At 39.5% G+C, this 22,031-nt stretch carries 18 protein-coding genes and 3 pseudogenes; 12 read left to right on the top strand and 9 right to left on the bottom strand.

The genetic code is table 11. The features are described 5' to 3' along the window. Positions 1-13: 13 nt before the first annotated feature. Complete coding sequence (locus tag DABAL43B_RS07815; RefSeq protein ID WP_079691839.1) at positions 14-997, bottom strand: OmpA family protein; 984 nt, start codon at positions 995-997, stop codon at positions 14-16. Between the two features lie 640 nt (positions 998-1,637). Here DABAL43B_RS07815 and DABAL43B_RS07810 point away from each other — a divergent pair. Both DABAL43B_RS07810 and DABAL43B_RS14170 read left to right on the top strand, forming a co-directional pair. After that, positions 1,638-1,877: a hypothetical protein gene (locus tag DABAL43B_RS07810; protein WP_079691838.1), complete on the top strand. Its 240-nt coding sequence runs from the start codon at positions 1,638-1,640 to the stop codon at positions 1,875-1,877. A 114-nt stretch (positions 1,878-1,991) separates the two neighbouring features. Further along, positions 1,992-2,198 (top strand): hypothetical protein, encoded by a 207-nt coding sequence (locus tag DABAL43B_RS14170; RefSeq protein WP_145952522.1) that lies wholly within the window; start codon positions 1,992-1,994, stop codon positions 2,196-2,198. Positions 2,199-2,599: 401 nt separating this feature from the next. Here DABAL43B_RS14170 and DABAL43B_RS07805 read toward each other — a convergent pair whose 3' ends face one another. The 3 genes from DABAL43B_RS07805 to DABAL43B_RS07795 all read right to left on the bottom strand — a co-directional run bounded on the left by DABAL43B_RS07805 (position 2,600) and on the right by DABAL43B_RS07795 (position 4,508). Continuing rightward, positions 2,600-3,115, bottom strand: a complete 516-nt coding sequence (locus DABAL43B_RS07805) for a hypothetical protein (protein ID WP_079691837.1) — start codon at positions 3,113-3,115, stop codon at positions 2,600-2,602. A gap of 84 nt (positions 3,116-3,199) precedes the next feature. Further along, entirely contained in the window at positions 3,200-3,958 is a 759-nt protein-coding gene (truC, locus tag DABAL43B_RS07800; RefSeq protein WP_079693074.1) for a tRNA pseudouridine(65) synthase TruC, read from the bottom strand. 331 nt (positions 3,959-4,289) lie between these two features. Beyond that, positions 4,290-4,508 (bottom strand): DUF4926 domain-containing protein, encoded by a 219-nt coding sequence (locus tag DABAL43B_RS07795; protein ID WP_079691836.1) that lies wholly within the window; start codon positions 4,506-4,508, stop codon positions 4,290-4,292. Positions 4,509-4,607: 99 nt separating this feature from the next. Here DABAL43B_RS07795 and DABAL43B_RS07790 point away from each other — a divergent pair, with 99 nt between their 5' ends. Then, positions 4,608-5,030: a hypothetical protein gene (locus DABAL43B_RS07790; protein ID WP_079691835.1), complete on the top strand. Its 423-nt coding sequence runs from the start codon at positions 4,608-4,610 to the stop codon at positions 5,028-5,030. A 234-nt stretch (positions 5,031-5,264) separates the two neighbouring features. On the opposite strand, the gene DABAL43B_RS07785 is transcribed toward DABAL43B_RS07790, so the two are convergent. After that, entirely contained in the window at positions 5,265-6,299 is a 1,035-nt protein-coding gene (locus DABAL43B_RS07785; RefSeq protein ID WP_079691834.1) for an AraC family transcriptional regulator, read from the bottom strand. 174 nt (positions 6,300-6,473) lie between these two features. On the opposite strand from DABAL43B_RS07785, the gene DABAL43B_RS07780 reads away from it, so the two are divergent. Next, complete coding sequence (locus DABAL43B_RS07780; RefSeq protein ID WP_079691833.1) at positions 6,474-7,907, top strand: coniferyl aldehyde dehydrogenase; 1,434 nt, start codon at positions 6,474-6,476, stop codon at positions 7,905-7,907. A gap of 149 nt (positions 7,908-8,056) precedes the next feature. Next, positions 8,057-9,376 (top strand): iron-containing alcohol dehydrogenase, encoded by a 1,320-nt coding sequence (locus tag DABAL43B_RS07775; RefSeq protein ID WP_079691832.1) that lies wholly within the window; start codon positions 8,057-8,059, stop codon positions 9,374-9,376. Positions 9,377-9,928: 552 nt separating this feature from the next. On the opposite strand, the gene DABAL43B_RS07770 is transcribed toward DABAL43B_RS07775, so the two are convergent. Next, on the bottom strand, positions 9,929-11,014 hold the full coding sequence (locus tag DABAL43B_RS07770) for a helix-turn-helix domain-containing protein (RefSeq protein WP_079691831.1): 1,086 nt from the start codon (positions 11,012-11,014) through the stop codon (positions 9,929-9,931). Positions 11,015-11,170: 156 nt separating this feature from the next. On the opposite strand from DABAL43B_RS07770, the gene DABAL43B_RS07765 reads away from it, so the two are divergent. Together DABAL43B_RS07765 and DABAL43B_RS07760 are read left to right on the top strand one after the other, a co-directional pair. Beyond that, a complete protein-coding gene (locus DABAL43B_RS07765) occupies positions 11,171-11,491 on the top strand; it encodes a 2Fe-2S iron-sulfur cluster-binding protein (RefSeq protein ID WP_079691830.1) in 321 nt (106 codons plus the stop codon). Between the two features lie 127 nt (positions 11,492-11,618). After that, positions 11,619-13,079 (top strand): cytochrome P450, encoded by a 1,461-nt coding sequence (locus DABAL43B_RS07760; RefSeq protein ID WP_079691829.1) that lies wholly within the window; start codon positions 11,619-11,621, stop codon positions 13,077-13,079. Positions 13,080-13,304: 225 nt separating this feature from the next. On the opposite strand, the gene cadR is transcribed toward DABAL43B_RS07760, so the two are convergent. Continuing rightward, on the bottom strand, positions 13,305-13,718 hold the full coding sequence (gene cadR / locus DABAL43B_RS07755; protein ID WP_079691828.1) for a Cd(II)/Pb(II)-responsive transcriptional regulator: 414 nt from the start codon (positions 13,716-13,718) through the stop codon (positions 13,305-13,307). A 137-nt stretch (positions 13,719-13,855) separates the two neighbouring features. Between cadR and DABAL43B_RS07750 the strand changes: the two genes are divergently transcribed. Further along, a complete protein-coding gene (locus DABAL43B_RS07750; RefSeq protein ID WP_079693073.1) occupies positions 13,856-16,006 on the top strand; it encodes a heavy metal translocating P-type ATPase in 2,151 nt (716 codons plus the stop codon). A 251-nt stretch (positions 16,007-16,257) separates the two neighbouring features. On the opposite strand, the gene DABAL43B_RS07745 is transcribed toward DABAL43B_RS07750, so the two are convergent. Further along, the gene (locus DABAL43B_RS07745) at positions 16,258-17,601 is read right to left on the bottom strand and encodes a lysine N(6)-hydroxylase/L-ornithine N(5)-oxygenase family protein (RefSeq protein WP_079691827.1); all 1,344 of its coding nucleotides are present in this window, start codon (positions 17,599-17,601) and stop codon (positions 16,258-16,260) included. Between the two features lie 447 nt (positions 17,602-18,048). On the opposite strand from DABAL43B_RS07745, the gene DABAL43B_RS14385 reads away from it, so the two are divergent. Further along, positions 18,049-18,927, top strand: a complete 879-nt coding sequence (locus tag DABAL43B_RS14385) for a hypothetical protein (protein ID WP_227516657.1) — start codon at positions 18,049-18,051, stop codon at positions 18,925-18,927. Between the two features lie 406 nt (positions 18,928-19,333). On the opposite strand, the gene DABAL43B_RS07735 is transcribed toward DABAL43B_RS14385, so the two are convergent. Continuing rightward, complete coding sequence (locus DABAL43B_RS07735; protein ID WP_079691826.1) at positions 19,334-20,104, bottom strand: IclR family transcriptional regulator; 771 nt, start codon at positions 20,102-20,104, stop codon at positions 19,334-19,336. Between the two features lie 170 nt (positions 20,105-20,274). On the opposite strand from DABAL43B_RS07735, the pseudogene DABAL43B_RS07730 reads away from it, so the two are divergent. From DABAL43B_RS07730 to DABAL43B_RS07720, 3 pseudogenes are all read left to right on the top strand, one after another. Beyond that, positions 20,275-20,610 (top strand): annotated as a pseudogene (locus tag DABAL43B_RS07730) (GntP family permease); the annotation flags it as partial. Then, positions 20,610-21,349: pseudogene (locus DABAL43B_RS07725) on the top strand (aldehyde dehydrogenase family protein); the annotation flags it as partial. The pseudogenes DABAL43B_RS07730 and DABAL43B_RS07725, both read left to right, overlap by 1 nt. A 405-nt stretch (positions 21,350-21,754) precedes the next feature. Next, positions 21,755-21,925: pseudogene (locus DABAL43B_RS07720) on the top strand (hypothetical protein); the annotation flags it as partial. Between the last annotated feature and the right edge of the window lie 106 nt (positions 21,926-22,031).

Below are 22,031 nucleotides of genomic sequence, written 5' to 3'. Positions count from 1 at the left end.
GATAATAAGGCTATTAATTACCTAAGCGCTCTTCCACAACAGCAACTACGCGGCGATTAAGTTGTCGACCTTCTGCATTATCGTTGGTTGCTTTTGGCTGTGACTCGCCATAACCAATTGCCTTTAAGCGATCATCCGCAATCCCAAAACGAGTAATTAATACTTCTCTTACCGCATCCACACGTCGCTGTGATAAAGCTTGGTTATAGCTATCACTACCGCGACTATCTGTATGACCTTCGATGGTCGTCATAGTGTTTGGATACTGCATCATAAACTCTGCAACTTCAGCCACTTTTGCGTAGTACTCTGGCTTTACCACAGCTTTATCAGTCTCAAACAATACTTCAAGATCAATAGTGACTGTTTTCTCCAAAACAAGAGGTCGTGGCCGTATCGTTGGCGGCGGTGTCACAGGTCTTGGAGTGACTACTACAACGGGTGCTGAGCAGTTAGTAACTACACGGCTGATTTGATGCGTTTGATAACGCTTATTAGCGAGTAGTTGTGATGCATCATTGGACGCTATTTGTTTTAATGCACTTTTACCCATTTCATCCATTTCAACATCAAAAAAATAAGTTTGACCGCCCATTAGCTCATAAGTGTTTTTGTCGGCCAGTAAATTGTTGCTTTTAAATCCAGTAGCATAAGCACTAAGCTGATTTGTACCCACACATGAGTTGACCACAGTATAGTTACCAGCCTGCAGGCTGACTTGAAATCTATTGTTAACCGCAATATTGGCGCTTGTTTGCTCAGGGTTACTATCATTTTTTCGGATAAATACTAGTCGAGCTTCATCAGTAGCAACTTGTTCTTTTAGTATTGTATTAATATCAGTATCTACTTGGTTATTCCATACAACGTTGCCGACACGTCGGCTATCTCCATCGTTATCAACACTACTATTGCTAGTAGTAGCACAGGCAGTTATACCAAACACAATCGTTGGCAATACAATAGTAGTGATGGCCTTTTTAAATACCTTTTCCATAGCAGATTCCTAAATATAAGTTTATAAAATAATGGTTACAAAGGAGTTTTAAATCTCTTATTCGTATGAATTACACAATGGTTTTACTATTATGAAGTCGTCCATTTCTGATTACAAAGCATACAAAAATTCAAAAATTATACTAAATTTATACTAAAACTTAACGGTAGACACAAAGATAAACTATAAATACATTGAATTTCCATTTCGTATGAAGTTTTTTAACAATTTTACAAGTATATCTTATCTATACATAAATATGCTTACCGTTCATCTTCAAGAACATACCGTTCATCGGATTTTAAAAAACATAACTGTCATAATTCTTGTCTATATTTTATGTAGATATCATTACAATATGATTGATTGATTGATTGATTTGATTTGATTTGATTTGATTTGATTTGATTTGATTTGATTTGATTTGATTTGATTTGATTTGATTTGATTTGATTGAAAAATATTTTGCCATCATTATTTTATATGCCGCTTTCACTTTCACTGTTTATATTAAATGAGTTTAACAATGAAAAAACAACTAACCTGAGTACTGGAAAATAGCTGCTAAAAGGTGAATAAGCTATGCTGAAAAAACTGTAGAGTAAGCTTGGTAAACTAACGACTCGATAAGGAGTTTGCCATGACCAAGGAAATGCAGAGCTATAGTGCAGAATTTGAAGTAGAATCTGTTAAAAAGATAGCAGATAATAGCGGTAACTTGAGTGTAACTACTCGGCAATTAAGAATAATGATGCAAACGTTATCTAATTGGCAGAATAAAACCAGTCAAGGCAAGCTTGTCGGCATAGAAAATACAATTCTGAACTTATGGCAGCTCTTGAATGAATCAAGCAACTCAAACGAAGTTAAAGATAGCTGAAGAGGAACGAAAGATATTAAATGAGGAGGGATAAACCGAAGCACGGCTTCGCCCTGACACAAGATGAGAGCTATATTCGAATGAGGCTACAGCATACTTAGAAACAAACAGTTAGTGAAGTGTACTTTCATCAAAGAAAATCGGCAGATCTTTACCGTCACCTGCATGTATGGCATATTAAATATTGAGCCATCAAGCTACTATGACTGGATAAATCGTGACATCAGTGACCAGCAGATATACCGTAATCAGTGTGAGCTGCTTGTCAAAGCGGCTCATAGCGAAATTCGTGAGCAATATGGAATATGGAATATGGCATAGATCGTCTGCAAGCATACATAAGCAAAGACATGATGTTAACTAATATGTGATTACAAGCCTAAAAGAAGAGCAAAGTATCAAATGCAGTCGCCACAAACTCTTTAATGTCACCACTAACCTAAGTTATAACAAGCCTGTTTATCCAAATCTGCTGGACCAGAAGTTTGATGCCAATCTTCCTAATGAGGCTTGAGTCGGCTACATCACTTATATCTGGACTACGGAGGGTTAGTTGTACATTCTGACAGAGGTAGTAAGTACTGCAGAAGTGATTATTATAAGATTATCAAGCATGTCGATTGCATGATCATTAAAGTTGCATATATTATTTGCAGACACAAAAAAGACTGTAATCGTTAAATATAAAGTCAACAGTTTGATGTCTGTATGAAGAGATTAAATTAGTTAATTTTAACGAGTTTCTTGTTTTTTATTTTATAAGAATTTGTGACTTTATTTGTAGGACAACATCCGGCATCGTGTTCTCCATAACGATAGGAAGTAATGTTAATCACCTCATGGTTAATGCTGTTTATCTCAGCAGCTGCCCCAAGCGGTGCTGCGCCTAGTTTAGTGAACTTGTTTTTTCCAAGCCCTTTAAAAACCACTAAATCTATGCTTACCGTTGTGGGATGGCAATTGGTTTTTTCACAGTAATAAAGCAGTACGACAGCATCTTTAATTCCGTCAGCATTAACGTCTTTCATAATCGTTTTTTGATTATGAAAAGCATACTTCAGCGCTTCATCTTCTGTATAGTCCGCACTAGGCACAAAATATTTTTCACTTTCTAAGTTTAAAAATTTAACATTATTAGTAACTTCGCTATTGATAGCTGTCTTTACAGTTTGCGCATAGGAAGTTATAGATAGAGTAGTAAATAGGCATGCAGCAGTGAGTTTAATTGAATAATTCATATAAACATCCTCAAAAAAAGCTGTTTTTAGAAAAGTGTTTCCTTTGATAGGATTTTCTAAGATAAATCCTAAATCTTACGCTGCTTAATCTTCAGCGCTATTTACCCAAGCAAATTCTTCCATGATGCGCAGCCATTGATCGTCTAATCCCGCTTTTAACAGCAATGGCTCACCGGTAACCGGATGGCTGAGCGCTAAACTCTGGGCATGTAGCAGCATGCGCGTGCAACCATATTGAGTACGAAAAAATCGATTGTGCCGCCCGTCGCCGTGGCTGGTATCACCCACTATGTGATGGAATAAATGCCTCATGTGTCGACGCAGCTGGTGCTTGCGCCCGGTCTCGGGTGTTAAGCGCATTAGACTATAGCGGCTAGTGTCATGCTTTTTTGATACCGCAAATGGCAGCTCAACTTGTGCCAAACTCTGCCAATCGGTCACCGCCTCTTGAGGGGGTTTGTCCAAGTCGGCAAACTTATCGGCAATGGCATCGGGCTTAAAGCTCAACGCATAATCAACGGTGCCCTGTTCTGCCATAAAGCCGCGCACCACGGCTAAATATTGCTTAGTAACTTTGTGGGCAGTAAAAGCCTCGGTAAGGCTGCGCGCCACGACTGAGCTCTTGGCAAACAACAGCACGCCTGATGTAGGCCTGTCTAACCTATGGACCGGAAATACATGGCAACCTACCGCATCACGGGTGAGTTGCATGGCAAAGCGCGTCTCGCCTTTATCCAGCCAACTGCGATGCACCAATAGACCGGCCTCTTTATTAATCGCCACCAGAAATTCATCTTCATAGATAATGTCTATTTGGTTAGCGGTGCCGCTTTCGATATCCATGTTTTCAATGCCCATATTTGAGATACTATAATTATACATCCTTTTTATCGCACCCTACCAAGTCACGTACAAAGATCTTCCTATGATTTCACCCATACTTGCGCTGATATTTCTTGTCTATGCCATAACCTTCAAACTCACTCATTGCTTTAAAACGTCCAAAAATAGTTATTAAAGTTTATTATGGTATAGTCAAAGCCGATACGCTGATTAAATGTTTTGGTTCCCTAGTGAGGACTTGAACATTAGACTGTAGCTCAAGTGATTTCAACATATATGGGATTTTAGATTGAATCAGTGTACATCTGAATGCACTTAAAAATCGGGTTAACTAATTAGAATATTTTTTAGTGCTGGCAACCCAGTAAAGGCTCATATCTTCTTTTTGCAAAGGTACAGTTGTAAGTGTATGACCTTCATTATCAGTGAATTCAATTTCATACACAGGGGGATTTTGATCAAAAATATGTACTACAGTACCCAAATCGCCTGCTCTCATATTGTCTTGAATATTTTTTGATACCTTAATAACATCGTTTATATTCAACATACTGCTAATCCTTATTTATCATAACGTCTGTTGTTCGTAATGGAGTTACAGAAACTGTCCAAGTCACTTATGTGAATACTCCAGAAAATAGGAATTAAAATGGAAAACTATCAATTATCACGTTTTCTACCACGAAACAAAATACTAGATTATATTTCGGCATTAGATGAAGATGGTTTAACGACCTTCGTGATACACAATGCTGATGATTATGGTGTTTATTTGGTAACCCTTTTAGCTGAAGTTGCAAAGAAAAAAAGCACTCCTCTTTGGTATAAACACTTGGGAATACTATGTTCATCTCATTTATTTTTTATACACGGTGCTCAACTATCTGCTTTATTTTATTTTATCAAAGCTCATGAATTAGATTCGAACGATACTTCCGTATTAAATTCTATTTTAGATTTTGGTGAACCACCTGAAATTGTACTGACTGAAGATCAAAAGAAGTATTATGCTGCTAAGCTTCTAACATTAGAACCTGAAAGTGAAAAAGCTTTGGCTATTATCAATTCGTGATTGGTGCGCTATACAGGCATCGAACTACTCATGTTAAATATAAATTTAATAATTATAAAATCGACAGTACAGGATATTATTATCAAGCTGCATGATTAGAAACTTTCAAGTTAATTTCTACGGAATTGACGGCAAGGGTCAGTTCTCGTTTTCTTGGTCATGGTAAGCTCCTATTATGATACTTATTTCACCAAGTTTACTTCTACAGTTTCTTCAACATAGCTCAGTTTGTACTTAAACCAGCAATGTATTTTTTACGGGTCTTTTAGATTTATTTTTCCATTCTGTTGGTGTCATACCAAACCAGATTTTAAATTGGCGGCTAAAAATAGACAGTTCAGCATAACCAAGCTGGAGTGCAACATCTGTTAAGTCAATGCTCGCTGTGCTAATAATACGTATCGCTTCTTTTTTCCGCACATCTTCTAATAACTCTCTATAGGTTGTTCCTTGCTCTCTCAATTGGCGTTGCACTTTTTTTTGATGTTGCCCCACACATAATGCGACATTTGCAATGCTACAATCACCCGTGGCCAAGAGCATTTTCATGGCGCTTTCTATTAAAAAAGTGTCATTACTGATAGATTTAGTACTTTCATTTTCTAATTGTTGCAAGATAAGTTGATTAACCAAATCATCATTAAAGTGGTAGGGCTTACGAGCTAAAAGATCTGTGCAAAAATATAAAGCGTTCTTCTTGGTATCGAATTCCACCTCGCAGTCAAACATTTTAGTTAATAACTGTTGGGATTCAAGCGTGGGGTTTTGTTTTAACTTTATTTTTTCTGGGCGCCATGTTGGTCCAATCAAATCTTTTATAACATTGCGCATTAAACACATAGCAAGTTGTGCCTCCTGTGGTCTATCTATATTTTGTGCATTCTGACTGAGTATATTTAGCTCGGATAATTGATTAGGAAGCTTGTTTGCATAAAAAGTGAAGCCTTCTGCATGCATATCAATGTATTTTTGTGCGACATGCAGTGACTCTAATACGCTGTTTTGCCTGGATATGTAAACACCAATTAGACCTATCGTTCGAATATTTTGATTGGCAGCTAGCTTTAGACCGAAACACTCCTCGTTACATATTAATCCTGCTAATTCCAATAAATTCAAATATCGATCGTAGTCAATAAGGGAATCTGGTTCATTTATCATCGATGGTAATATACCAACTTTACCGAGAATATCGATAGGATCTTTGCCATAACTACGAACTAAATCCTCAAAACCGCTTAAGCCGGCTGCCCTGATGTAATTTCCCATACAACACTCCTTTTACCTCGAATTATTAACTTAATGTCCTAAAATGTCAAATTAATGTCCTTTATTATCAAGCGATGCTTTGAGTGTTCTGCTAAAGTTTGATAACCAAATGCTCAATAGGAAAGTGAAAAATATCATTGAGCTATCACCACATTTGCTGTAATAGGGAAGTTTATGCAAACGCCGTTCGAACATTTAGATATAGAAAAACAACTACACGACTGCCTACAACTGCAAAAAAACCACGCACAAAAAGAAGGTATTGAAAGCATCGCTGTAAGAAAAAAGCATTTACAAAATTTAAAAGCATTAATTAATGACAATCGTGAAGCATTGATTGATGCGGTTCATCGTGATTACGGTAATCGTTCAAGACATGAAACCTTGTTGGCTGAAATTATTACGGTGACAGATGACATTAATAGTAGTATTAAGTATCTAAAAAAATGGACTAAAATTCAAAAACGCAAAGTAGACTTGATTAGCTACTTTGGCGCAAAAAACCGTCTGATTCCACAACCTTTGGGTGTCATAGGTTTGATTGTGCCGTGGAATTTTCCCATCAATTTAATGTTTACCCAGCTCTCTGCTGTCTTTGCAGCAGGCAATAAAGCGATGGTAAAACTATCAGAGAACTCACGTCATCTGGCGGCTTTATTAATCCAATTAATTCCGCAGTATTTTGAGCCTGAAAAGTTACAGATTTTTGATGAGACTGGTGAGGTGGGCATTGCTTTTTCAAAATTACCTTTAGATCATTTAATATTTACGGGTTCTGGTGCTACGGGTAAAAAAGTCATGGCAGCAGCCGCAGAGAATTTAACGGCTGTGACGCTAGAGTTGGGAGGGAAGTCACCTGCGGTGATTGATCCAAACTACCCGCTAGCAAAAGCCGTCGAGCGCATCATGTTTGTAAAGCAGTTTAATGCGGGACAAATATGCACGAATATTGACTATTTATTTGTACACGAATCACAAAAAGAAAAGTTCATCCAAACGGTAGAGGAGTGGGTAAAACAACATATCCCTGATATCTATAGTAAAGATTATACATCCATCATTGATGACCGCTCGTTTCAACGCTTAAGCCATTGTGTCAGTGAAGCACAGGACAAAGGCGCCACGGTGATTAATTTAAATCAGCAAGAAGCTGATGAGATAAGCCGTAAATTTCCATTAACACTGATTCTTAACAGTACGGATCAGATGGAAATTGACACCCGAGAAATCTTTGGTCCCATTCTGATGGTCAAAACCTACCGTGAGCCTGAAGAAGTAGTGACATATATTGCGCAGCGTGATCGCCCATTGGCGTTTTATCCTTTTAGTCAAAATAAAGCTTTAGTCAACTATTACATTGATAGTGTGATGTCTGGCGGGGTATCTGTAAATGACGCCTTATTCCATGTGGGACAGCATGATCTACCGTTTGGCGGTGTTGGTGCAAGTGGTATGGGGCACTACCATGGTTATGAAGGGTTTTTAACCTTTTCAAAGCTGCGACCAGTATTTTATCAAGCACATTTTTCAAGTTTGAAGCTTCTGGCACCGCCATACGGTAATTTTGCCGATCGTGTCCTTAACTTTTTAACACGCATTAAATCTTAATTTATAGCGCTTAGATAGGTTTATAAATTTTCAATCTTCTAAGCTATCATTTTAAAAGTTGAGTAGAGTCACATATACGGATAAAAAGACTGTAGTGGTCAACTAATTTTGCAGATGGATATTAAAAGTACGACTAAAAGGAAGTTAATATGACTATGAAGAAACCCACAAAAAAGAAACGCACAAATATCGCTGATTCATTACAACATACAGGCTATCTAGCGGTTGCTAAAACTCGAGCTAAAATATTAAAAGTCTTCTCGCTTGTGGTTCCTATGCGAAAGCCGGTATTGTTGGTAGGTGAGAACGCTTGTGATGAGCTGTGTGACATGCTTATTAATGAAGGAAGCACCAATGTATTCATCGTCACTGATGCTGTACTCAATAAGCTTGGGGTACCAGAAAAAGTGACTAACTATCTTCAAGAAAAAAATATTCGCTATCAAATTTATGATGGTATCACCCCTGATCCGACTTCTAAAGTAATAGAGGATGGTCTTCAGCATTCTGTTGATGCTGGCTGTGATGTGGTGTTAGCGATTGGTGGCGGTTCAGTGATTGATGCTGCCAAAATGATAGCCATGTGCCAAGGTAATAACTGCCAACCAAAGCAGCTCATCGGGCTCTTTAAAGCCAGGAAACCTTGTCTACCTCTTTACTGTATTCCTACTACCGCTGGCACAGGCTCAGAGGCGACCATCGGCGCAGTCGTATCGGACGATGAAACCCATCAAAAAGCTATCGTTGTTGATACTAAAATGATACCACTAGCAGCAGCTATTGACCCGACAATCATGCAAGGTATGCCGCCGCACATTACGGCCGATACTGGTATTGATGTCCTCACTCATGCTTTAGAGTCATGGATGAGCGTGAACGCTAGTGCAGAGACCGACTATTATGCAGCTGCTGCTGTTAAAGCGGTGATGCACTACCTGCCAATAGCTTATAAAGATGGTAGTGACCTAAAAGCTCGAGAAGAGATGGGGATCGCTGCTCATTATGGTGGCCTTGCATTAAATAAAGCCGCGCTTGGCTATGTACATGCTATCGCTCATCAGCTCGGTGCGTATTATGGTACGCCGCACGGACGAGCCAATGCTATCGTATTGCCGTATGTGCTTGACTTAAACCGTAAAGCCAGTGAAAAAAGATTGGCAATACTAGCCAAAAAGACTGGCGTTGTAAAAGACAGTGGACCTACTGAACCTACTCAATATAGTGATGCTGAACTAGCAGATTACTTTATTGCACAAGTGAAAAGCTTAATCGAAACCATAGGTATTAGTCCTATTGTCAGGGATATGCAATCGAGTAATTTTGATCATATGGCAAAAGCTGCTGCTAAAGAAGTCAGGGATACTTATGCAGTTCCAGCCTATATGAATGGCTCAGATATTAAAGACATTTTGATGAGAATTAAGACAGCAAGTGAAATGGCGAATCATAACCAATCAGCTAGTGACTAAGTTTAATAGCATGCTTTACAGCTAGCGGCCGTTAATATTATTAACGGCCGCTTTTTGGTTCTAATTCTTCAATAATGGTGCATATATTAAGAATCACCCTCAGCTTCAGCTATCGTTGCTCACTATGCAATCTCTTCGGATTAAATGAGTGCTCATCAAACACTGGTTTAAAGGAAGAATAGTAAATATTTAAGATGATAACGGATAGAATATTTTTCATTGAAAAAATCATGTTTTTCGATGCGCTCGCCGGTGTTTAGTTATAGTAAACTCTAAATAAAACAGATACATGATATTTTTACGCGAAACTGGAATAAATTTTTCTGGCTTGCTGTGCCTGCGCCGACAGAGGCTGCGAAAAATCCATTTCAGTTCCGCTGTATCGTTTTTATACTGAACTCAATATAAGTAGAAATAGGTATTATATGGCGAGCTCTCGCTGAAACAGACTTTATTAGGCGTAGCATAGATGCCGTTTTATAAAATCCAATAGCTTTCTGAACGGTACTAAATATACTATTTTCTGGCACTGATTCTGAAGTTTTTAATGGGTTATGATGAGGTTAAATGCGTTTGACGATAATCGCTCGGTGTCATACCAAACCAACGTTTAAACGCGCGGCGGAAATTTGCGCTGTCATGGTAGTTTAGCAAGCTAGCAATCGCATCAACCGATAACTCACTATCACGTAAATAACTACTGGCTTGCTTCGATAGTATGTTGTCTCGAAGGTCTCTAAACGATGAGTTGTTTTGTTTTAATTTACGCGCCAGTGTGCGTTTACTCACGAATAAAGCGGCTGCAACGCTTGCCTCATTCAGTTCGCTTAAAGGGTGCGACAGCATGACCTTTTGTATTGGGTAAAGATCGCTTGGCGTCTGTGGATTTAATTGGGCGAGCATTAATTCGCATTGTCTCATAGCCAAAAGATAACCTTCCTGATTGGCTGAGGCATTAGGAATTTCACACACACTCAAGGGAATACTGACCTTTAAATCGTTGGCTGCAAATGAGTAGGTGCCGGGCAAATAATCTGCGTAGTAAGAGCTATAATTGGGTTTAACATGACTAAAATAGAGACTGGCCTCAGTCACTGGTCTTCCTACAATAAATTCTGCACACTCATAAAAAATAACGGCACAGATTTCAGACAACACTCGATGAATAGTTGGGCTTAGCGCAACATCAAACTGAACCAAACAGATGACGGTGTCAGCCTCGAGCTGTAGTTTTAGGCGCGCAAAGCTGATGCGCGTTGGTAAAAATGCCTGAAATGCTTGTAAGGCAATCAATAAATTAGGGCTACTGTTGGCCAAAAAACCCATCGCACCGTGTGTTGATGGCGTCAAGCGTTGACCAAGTCGTAGGCCAAAATCCTCATGTTCGGATAAATATAAACCGTTGTGCAAAATCTGAATTTGTTGTTGCGCAGTTAGGCGTGTCTCCTCCTGCATAAATTGCTTGGTATTGAGCGATGTAAATTGCAGTAACTTTGGAATATCACGAATGTTTAGTGCCAGTTCACGGCCAATAATGCGCGCGTAATTGGACGGAATGGTTGCGGTGTCAGCAACGTTAGCATTGTCAGAATTGTTAAAATATGAAGGTTTTGAATCTACTGATTGCGCACTTGTCATAGTCACTTCCAATCTCATATTTATTTACAATTGAATTTAATTATAATTGTCTCTTTATGACCCTATATTGTCAATAAATGACCTCCTTAATTCTTGCTCATCACTGTAGAGTTTAATACCTAGTGAACTATTGTGATTTTTTTCGGAGATGAAATTATGGCTATTGTTACCTTTGTTGAACATGACGGAACACAGCATACGGTTGATATTGAAGTAGGCAAATCGTTGATGCAGCTTGCAACTGATAATGGCATACCGGGTATTGATGCTGATTGCGGTGGTGAGTGTGCGTGCGGCACCTGCCATGTCATCCTTGAGCGTCAATGGCTGCCTCTTATGGATGATGCAAAAATGGATGAGTTACAAATGCTAGATATGACGCCAGAGAAAACCAGTACCTCGCGGCTGTCGTGCCAAATCCAAGTGTCAGATGCAATGGATGGCATGATGGTACAGTTACCTGAATTTCAAATGTAATGTAATCAAAATAATGCATGTTCCAAGTCGGTATTTAAACAAGCCCAATGAGCTAAAAAATTCTATTTATTAGACTTATAGTCATTGAGTGCTCACTTCACGCAGTCGGTCAAAGGATGACAATACAATGACAAAAACAAAAATAGTGAATGCTGTAAAAATCGCATTAAAAACAGCTCTGCCATCATCTCTAACCACAGCCATTGATAAAATTGCGGTGCAGGCTATCACAAAAGTATCGACAGTGGTGCCCATTCATATTCAAATAAAAGGGGCGCATCTGTTTCAAACGGTTAAAAAACGCGCGCTCAACCAAAGTGATTTTCCTGATTTTATTGAAAAACCAATTCCAGAAGTGTCTACGCTAGCGCTAGCTGATATCGACCTAAGCAATCCATTTTTGTTTAGGCAGCATCGCTGGCAATCCTACTATAAACGTTTGCGTGATGAAGACCCTGTACATTATCAGGCCAATAGTCCATTTGGTGCATTTTGGTCAGTCATGCGTTATGAAGATATTGTTTTTGTAGATAAGCACTACGAATTATTTTCGTCTGAACCTGTGATTTTGATGGGTAATCAGCCTGAAGGGTTAAAGGCTGAAATGTTTATTGCGATGGATCCGCCAAAGCACGACATTCAAAGACAAGCGGTACAAGGCGTTGTCGCGCCCAAAAACTTGTTAGAGATGGAAGCACTCATTCGTACGCGTACCCAAGAAGTGCTAGACAGCTTGCCAATAGGTGTGGAATTTGATTGGGTAGAAACCGTATCTATTGAGCTGACGGCAAGAATGTTAGCCACCTTATTAGATTTCCCTTATGAGAAACGCCGTAAACTGGTTTATTGGTCAGATTTGGCAGCGGGCGCACCAGAGATGACTGGTGGCTCAAATAATATGGATGAAACCTTTATTGCTGTGGCTGATATGGCCAAACAGTTTGCAGAGTTGTGGCATGATAAAGCGGCACGAACGGCGGCGGGTGAGGCAAAGGGTTTTGACTTAATCACCTTATTGCAATCAAATGACGACACCAAAGACCTTGTTAGGCGCCCGATGGAATTTATTGGTAATTTGATTTTATTAATTGTCGGTGGTAACGACACCACACGTAACTCGATGACTGGCGGTGTATTAGCGCTGCATGATTTTCCAAAGCAATTTACCAAGCTAAAAAATAACCCAAGTTTAATTCCCAATATGGTGTCAGAGATTATTCGCTGGCAAACCCCTTTGGCCTATATGCGCCGTATTGCCACCCAAGATGTTGAACTAAACGGTAAGCTGATTAAAAAGGGGGACAAAGTAGTGATGTGGTATGCCTCTGGCAACCGTGACGAACGTTCGATTGATCAGCCAAATGAATTTATCATCGATCGCAAAAATGCTCGTAACCATTTGTCATTTGGTTTTGGCGTACATCGTTGCATGGGCAATCGTTTGGCCGAAATGCAATTGCGTATTCTATGGGAAGAGTTGCTACAACGCTTTGAGAATATCGAAGTGGTCTCAAAACCAGAAATTGTGCAGTCCAACTTTATCAGAGGCTATTCTAAAATGATGGTCAAACTCACTGCTAAAGGCTGATGACTAAAGCTCAGTGAAGCAATAGAAGCATAGGTTACAAAGGTAAATAATATCGTTAACTTTCTAGAGGTATGCACTATTAATAAATCGTTGCTGCCTTTTTCATTATTTCAATTGTAGCCTTCATTTTATACTCAGGCAAAAAATGCTTTGCTTTCTCCTCATTAATATAAAAGACTGCCTTATAGCTGACAATATCTTAAGTGTTAATAACTGCTGTTGATATTACTGCTTATGACAAGAATTATCGGCAAGAGCATTTAAGATACCACATGATTCAGCTGGAGCTTCTCTTGCACATTTTTGCCGCAAAACCAGTAGGTGCTGTTTTAATTGCATCAATTCTTGCATACGGTTTTCCACAGCCTGAATATGCTCATCTAGTAAACTGTTTACTTCACCGCAGTCCTGATCAGGTTTATCTCGATACCGAAGCAGGGTTCGTACTTCATCCAACGTCATATCGAGCGTACGACAGTGTAAGATAAATTGCAGACGTTCAATATGCTCCTCACGGTACAAACGATAGTTCCCTTGGCTACGTGAAGGCTCTGGTAATAAGCTCTCCTTTTCATAGTAACGAATGGTTTCTACTGTAGCTCCTGTCCGCGTGGCAAGCTCTCCGATTTTGATCAGCATAATACCCTCTAGTATTGAAAACATTGAAGCAACTATGGACTTTAATATCTATTAAATCAAATTTATTGTAAATAGAAAGTCTTGACTCTGAAGCCACTATAGGGTTCATACTATTGCTATTTAAGGGATAAATGATTATGCAATATCATATTGAAGGTATGGACTGTGCCAGTTGCGTCGGCAAGATTGAAACCGCGCTAGCACGTATGCCCGGTGTTTCTGACATACAACTTAATTTTGCTACCGAAAAGTTAGAGCTAACATTAGCGCCTGATGGGGCTACGCAGTTCAGTGACATCGAAAAGACCATCAAACGCCTTGGTTTTGGTATATCTGCCACTTCAGATCAATCAATCGCAGCAAACAGCGCCAATCAATCCGCTACAGAGCACCAGCGTTGGTGGCAAAGCCGAAAAGGCAAGCAAGTGGTTGGCCTCGGTCTGTTGATGAGCATTGCATACGCACTGTCCTTACTTTTCCCTGATTATGGAATGTGGGCATTTGCTGTTGCAGTCATTGTGGGTGTTTTTCCCTTTGCCCGCAAAGCCCTTGCCTTAGCGATGACCGGCACTCCTTTTTCGATTGAAATGCTGATGTCTGTTGCGGCACTTGGCGCACTTATTATTGGTGAGCCTGAAGAGGCAGCAGCAGTGGTCTTCTTATTCTCAGTCGGTGAGTTATTAGAAGGCGTGGCTGCTGATCGTGCGCGTGCTGGCATTAGAGCTTTGGCATCACTGGTTCCAAAAAGTGCGATTTTACTCGATGCACAGGGTGGACAACGTGATGTTCCAGCGGCATCACTACAGGTGAATGATCTAGTACTGGTTCGCCCTGGCGATAAAGTATCCGCCGATGGAATTATTACTCAAGGCAACTCTAGCCTTGATGATTCGCCCATTACTGGAGAGTCAATACCAGTGGCCAAAACGGTAGGCGACGATGTATTCGCAGGGTCGATCAACATGGAGGGAGCGCTGCAAATCCGCGTAGAAAAAACAGCTGCGGATAATACTATTGCGCGTATTATTGAGCTAGTAGAGCAAGCGCAAGCCTCCAAAGCACCTACTGCTCGTTTTATTGAAAAATTTAGTCGCTATTACACCCCAGCAGTGATGGCTATTGCCGCCTTAGTTATTATCATCCCGCCGTTAGCGATGGGAGGAGAATGGGCAACTTGGTTATATCGCGGTTTGGCACTATTGTTAATTGCCTGTCCTTGCGCACTCGTATTATCAACACCAGCTGCCATCGCGTCGGGTTTGGCTGTCGGTGCGCGTCGCGGCTTGCTTATCAAAGGTGGTAGCGCTTTAGAAATCATTGGTCGCGTCAATACCGTTGCTTTTGACAAGACGGGCACTTTAACTGAAGGTAAACCACGCGTTACTGATGTTGTTGCTTTTACAAAAGATCGCATGGATTCTCAAGGTGAAGATGCGATATTAGCGCTGTTTGCCAGTGTCGAGTCCGCCTCTAGTCATCCGCTTGCAAAAGCCATCATTGATCATGCTAAAGCCGCTAATATTGCTATACCAATAGCTTCAAAGGCTTACGCGACTGCAGGTAAAGCGGTACATGCGACGGTAGCTGGGCGTGCTCTAGCCATCGGTTCTCCTGTCTACGCCGCTAATGAAACTTCGATAACCTCTGAACAAAATGCACAAATTGCAGCGCTGCAAAATGAAGGGAAAACGGTTTCGGTGCTGTTCGATGAGCAAAGCCGTGAAGTGCTCGGTTTGGTAGCGCTACGAGACGAGTTACGAGACGATGCCAAAGAAGGTATAGCACAGCTCAAAGCGATGGGCGTGCGTTCCGTCATGCTGACAGGCGACAACCGCCTTACCGCTCAAGCGCTTGCCAGTCATTTAGACATAGAATGGGAAGCTGAGCTTTTGCCCGAAGATAAACTGCGTCTGCTAAACGAGATGAAAGACAAAACCAAAATAGCGATGATTGGTGATGGTATTAATGATGCGCCAGCGCTAGCAACCGCCGATGTCGGCATTGCGATGGGTGGTGGTACTGATGTAGCCATTGAAACGGCTGATGTCGCATTAATGAAAAGTCGCGTTACGGACGTCGCTCATCTGGTTGCACTATCGCGCGCAACGATGTCCAATATTCATCAAAATGTGATTTTTGCACTAGGCCTAAAAGCAGTGTTTCTAATCACTACCGTGTTAGGAATCACTGGTTTATGGATCGCTGTGTTGGCTGACACTGGTGCAACCGTGCTGGTTACGTTGAATGCTTTGCGGTTACTGCGCTTTAAAACAGGGTCTTCCACTTAACGATAGTTAAAGAATAAGACGGCCTTAGCTACATCGGGGCCGTTTTATTAACATTATTTATGGTTATATGGCTTTTGATTAAGCCGCGTTTTATAAACGCTGCCACAACTTATTGAGAGTTTAAAAATCATTTCTTACCTATCCTTTTTATGGGTTTAAATTTGCATCTAACCATTAATATGAATGCTTATACAACGAGTAGTACCCTGATTGAAAGTCAACCACCTCATTACGTGATTTTTGACTTAATATCAAACGAACTTTCCAAAATTTTGGAAAACCTGCAAAGCCTCAGTATCATAAACCTGTTTACCCATCAGCTCATTGACGATACATCCCGATCTATACGCACCCAACCCTAAATCTCCAGCACCAATACCATGGCTGTGAGTTTCTTTATTTTGTACAAAAATCCTACCGCTATCTTTGGTGTCTTTTGAGTGGTTTTTATAGGCTAGCGTATAATTCCGATTAATCTTAGGCTGCTCAAATTGATCGTATTCAATCGCGGATAGTAAGCTACCCATACATTGAGGTAACACATCTTTATAGCCCGTTCCTGCAATAACACAGTCATATTCAGCGCTAAATACACTGTCTTGCTCATGTTGTCTCAATGTCAAACTGATCATATTGTTACGTGTGCTATCCAATGTAGCATCCAGTAGTTCACAATTGGACGTTATGGTGGAGCATATCTCTTGATTCGCGATACTGCGCTCATAAAGCTTATGATAAATAGCTTTAATCGTATGAGCGCTTATCCCTTTATGTAGCAAATCTTGCTTAGAGACCACATTGGCTTTAGTGATTGGTTTTAAATGATGAAAGTAATTGATATAAGCGGGGCTGAAATGCTCTAGGCCAAGTGGGGTATACTCCATTGGGAAAAATCCTGCTGAGCGTGTCATCCAGTCTAGCTGAAATTTTACTTCATTATTTTCATCAAACTGCTGGTCAAATAGCACTTGATATACCTCCGCCGCTGATTGCCCAGAGCCTAACACCAGCACTTTGGTTAGCTGATCGGTGCGCCTAATATTGGTGAAATTAAAATTTTCTGAAAAATTGGCCGTATGCATGCATTGATATGGCACTCGTTCAGCAATTTGCTGCAAAAATGGCGGTAGGATTGGCTGCGAGCCTGTGCCTATTACTAAGTTTTTAGCCGTGTAGATTTTATTTTTTCCATGCTCACAGACGGTTACATTAAGCCCATTCCCATCTTCTTTAAGCGCCACATCAATTACTGTCGTCTCAAATACTGCGCTATTTAATTGGCCTGCCACCCACTGACAATAGTGATTATACTCTTTACGGTAAATCTCAAAATCCTCTAGAAAATAAAACTTCAATAATCGGTGCTGGGTATGTAAGTAGTTCAAAAATGTATAGCGGCTGGTTGGATCGATGAGTGTGACCAGATCTGCCATAAAAGGCACTTGTAGGGTAGTATGAGGAAAAATCATACCTTTGTGCCAATTGAATTCGCCTTTTTGTTCAAAGAATTTGCTAGTGACAGTTGGCTGATTTTCCAGTAAAGCTGCAAGACTAAGATTAAATGGGCCTAACCCAATACCGATAAGATCTATCATTACGTTCCCCTTCCTATTTCTTATATGATCATCTACATCTTCAATAGTTACTAAGATTACTACCGATAACAAACATCGAAAGGTAAGCGGTATTTTAAGTGAGGTTTACAAGTGGGCTGATTTAATATGACGTCACGATTACAGAGATATTTCTTAGTAATTTATACTAAACCTTAAGAAATGTGAGGAGATTTACGTACATCGATTGTGTACGGAAATACGCTATTGAATGTTTTAAATTATTGTGGATGGATTCTTGTATCTAGCACAATAATCAGCAACTTAATAATTCGACATCCTCCTAAATATTAGACCGCAGCGCATAGCTTTTATTAGACTAAGCGCTTGATAGGTATACTTACATTAAGATACTGAATAAAAAATCGTACTGGCTTAATATTAAGTATCAAGATTTTCTAAACAATAATATAAAGAGGACTATAAATCATGTCAAACAATTCTTCTAATAACAATACAGACAATGAATCAGTAGAAACCCCTAAGAACAATACTGTGACATCTGTAGAAGTTCTAAAAGACGACAAATCTAACAAAGACGACAAATCTAACAAAGACGACAAATCTAACAAAGACGACAAATCTAACAAAGACGACAAATCTAACAAAGACGACAAATCTAACAAAGATGACAAGTCTAATAAAGATGACAAGTCTAATAAAGATGACAAGTCTAATAAAGATGACAAGTCTAATAAAGATGACAAGTCTAATAAAGATGACAAGTCTAATAAAGATGACAAGTCTGATAAAGATGACAAGTCTAATAAAGATGACAAGTCTGATAAAGATGACAAGTCTGATAAAGATGACAAGTCTGATAAAGATGACAAGTCTGATAAAGATGACAAGTCTGATAAAGATGACAAGTCTGATAAAGATGACAAGTCTAATAAAGACGATAAATACAGTGCGGCGATAGCTAATATCTATCAATGGGCAACTAAGCTTAAAGATGACTTTAAGTCTGATAGAGACAGCAAATCTGATGCTAATAAAGAAGACAAATCTGCTGCATCTGATAAAGATGATAAGCACAGTGCGACAATAGCTAATATCTATCAATGGGCAACTAAGCTTAAAGATGATTTTACATCCGAAGCCTCTAATATGACGCATGACGTTTCCGAAAAAGCGGTTGCTATGATGCTTAAGAGGCTTTTAGATGCCAAAACTGTTGAGTTAGAAGCCTTTGATAAGAAAGTAGCAGACTCTAAAGGTTCGGTAGATAATGCAGAAGAAGAACGTAGTAAGATTGCCGCAAAGAAAGAGCAATACCAAGGTATGATCGACCAACTAGAAGGTTAGTTAGCAATTTAGGCAATTAGTGTCATTAATCCAGTGTTACACGTTTAAATTAAGCGTTTAGCATTGGATTTTTTATTGTCTTTTATTTTGTTAGAGGCTTTCCTAAAAAACTAGGGTCTTTCCCAAACTTGTGCAGCCTTTCCTAAAAAGTGTGTAACTGCTTATAATCCACTAACCGGAGAATAAGTAATGACGCTTTATGGTTATGTTTGATGACCGTGTCAGCAGAGATTTAATCTAAAGGGCAGTTACACAGAATTCAGGATATTCCCTTGTATTTATTACAATTATGAGCGCTCTAGCATGGGCAATGGTGGCTTTACACCTATACAGAAACTAAACTACGCAGCTTAATTCTATTTATTAGCTTTCTTATGGTTGTGAGGGCTACCCATTGTTAACAATTTTATTCATAGTCTCTACTAAAAATACCTGATAGCTCATCAGCAGCTTTCCGCATGATAGGTACATACTCTAACAACTCATTCAAAGTTTTTCTTACCGTTGGACCATGGGTGAAAACTGTCGCAAAAGCTTCATTTTCCCCATTAGGAATCAGCACAGCACAAGCTACCATACCGGGAATAAACTCTTCGTTATCTATTCCTACGCCAGTATCCCGTGTTTCAGTAATACTCTGCGTTAACCTTTTTTTATCCGTCTGTGTATTCGTAGTCAATGCATGTATCGACATCTTATCGATAATACGTTCACATTTATCATTCGATAACTGTGCCAGAAGTAGCTTACCACTTGCACTTGCCCAAATTGGCACATGAGTTCCAACTGGTAAGTATATTTGAAGCGGCCACTCAGATAAGACACGATCTACATAAACCACGTCTAAATCTTGCATGATCGCGATACCTACTGTTTCTCCTATTTGCGATGAAAGTTGCTGTAATATGGCCAGCCTTTCGGTTTTAAAATGGCTGTTTTGCCATAAATTCATAGCTAACTTATATGTTCGTTTCCCGCACGCTACTTTCCCATGTAAATCTAAATAGACGAATCCTAGATTTTGTAGTTGATCCAACAGCCGATACATACTCGGTATAGGCACCTCTAACGTTTCTGCTAGATCGCTAACACTCATTGGCCTCTGTGAGCTGGCTAAGACTTCTACTATTTGTAAAACACGCTCAACGCTTGAACCTTTCTTTTTAGTATCACTCACTTCTTCTTAGCTCCCATATGACATGAAATAACTCTAATCATTATAACGATAATATTTATGCGTTTGAGGCTTGTTATTATAAAGTTATTCTGTGATTTTATTAAATCGATAGAAAATTTATCGTTATGTTTTTTTTATAAAATAGATCTGGTGTCGCACAAGGAGTGCATATGATAAGTTTCTTGCCCATCTTTCTTTCGCTAGGGTTATTGATGTATTTGGCCTACCGTGGTCATAGCGTCATTTTATTAGCGCCATTATTAGCAATGCTTGCTGTGCTTTTAAGTGGTGAAGCCAGTACGATGCTTGGCGTTTATGCCCAGGTGTTGATGAAAGGTCTAGGCGGATATATCATCAGCTTCTTCCCACTTTTTCTACTAGGCGCTATATTTGGCAAGTTGATGGATGATTCAGAGTCCGCACTTAGCATATCAGAGTCATTAGTTACCAAGCTCGGTAAAAAGCAGGCTGTTTTGTCTATCGTCATGGCCTGTGCGATTTTAACGTAGTGATGCCAGACGCTGACATAGATAATGTGGTCACTTCTCTATTAGGCGCAGCTTTTGGCTCGTTAGGTAAACGTTGTATGGCTTTGTCTGTTGCGGTAGCAGTAGGCGATGATTATTGCTGACAGAATGGTTGAAGCATTACAGCTCGGTGATACAGCAATTAAAATTGGGTGTCTATTCAGACCAAGAAAATGATTTTGGTCCTGTCATTACGCAAGCTCATAAAACTAAAATTTTGGAGCATATCAAAAGTGCTGCAAACCAAGGAGCAGATGTCATCATTGATGGTTCTAATGCAGCACCAATAGGTCATGAGCAAGGGTTCTTTGTTGGTCCTACTCTAATAGACCATGTGACAAAAGAGATGGACAGTTATGATGCAGAGATTTTTGGTCCCGTACTTCAAATTATGCGTGTGCAGACAATGGAAGAAGCGATAGAACTTATAAATGAACATGAATATGGTAATGGCACGTGTATTTATACCCGAGATGGGGAAGCGGCTCGCTATTTCGTTGATAATATCCAAGTCGGTATGGTTGGGGTGAATATTCCATTACCAGTGGCAGTAACATCGCAAAGTTTTGGTGGTTGGAAGCGCTCATTATTTGGAGATCTGTTTATGTATGGACCAGACGGTGTAAGGTTTTTTACTCGCCGTAAAGCTGTTACCCAGCGCTGGCCAAGTGCTACCATACGAGAAGACAAGCAGTTTTCTATGCCAACTCTAGATTAGAACTTGCATCCTATTAGTGATAATTTGAAAAATATAAGCAATACCTTAACCTTGTTTTTATAAAGAAAGCACATTTAGATTATTCAAAAAAATTTTAATAGACTATAGTCAGTTGAAAATGAAAATGAAAATGAAAATGAAAATGAAAATGAAAATGAAAGCGATACGATTGTAATAATGTGCTATTGCTATCATTTTTTCTTGCTTGCTGTTCGCAGGCGTGACTGAGGCTGCAAAAAATTTATAGTCAATAGCACTGTATCGTTTTTAAAATGAATCTATTATATACAAATGAAACTTTCGCGGTTTGCGAATTCTTGTATGTGAAGTCTGATGCCATAACTTTTCATACGCCGTATAAATCAATATATGTAATGCATGAATAGTATTAAAATCGTTGCTGAAGATAATAAAAGAATATCGGCGCTGATAACCTTTATAGCCATGGCATCCAGCATGCAATTTTTGGGGCTGAGTTCGGTATTTTGGGATATTTGTATCGTGATGATTGCTCACTACATATTGACTAAAAAACATACTAAAAAACATAGTAAGCTGATTGCTGAACTATACTGAAGAAATCGTAGAGATAAGTTTGAACAGCACTGCTGGTGAATATGGTGATAAATTTTTGTCGCAAAGAACTATCTATGTCGCAAAGAATTATCTATATAGAAACCAC

The sequence above is a fragment of the Psychrobacter sp. DAB_AL43B genome (assembly GCF_900168255.1).
Lineage (GTDB): Bacteria > Pseudomonadota > Gammaproteobacteria > Pseudomonadales > Moraxellaceae > Psychrobacter.
This window is presented reverse-complemented; position numbering and strand designations above follow the sequence as displayed.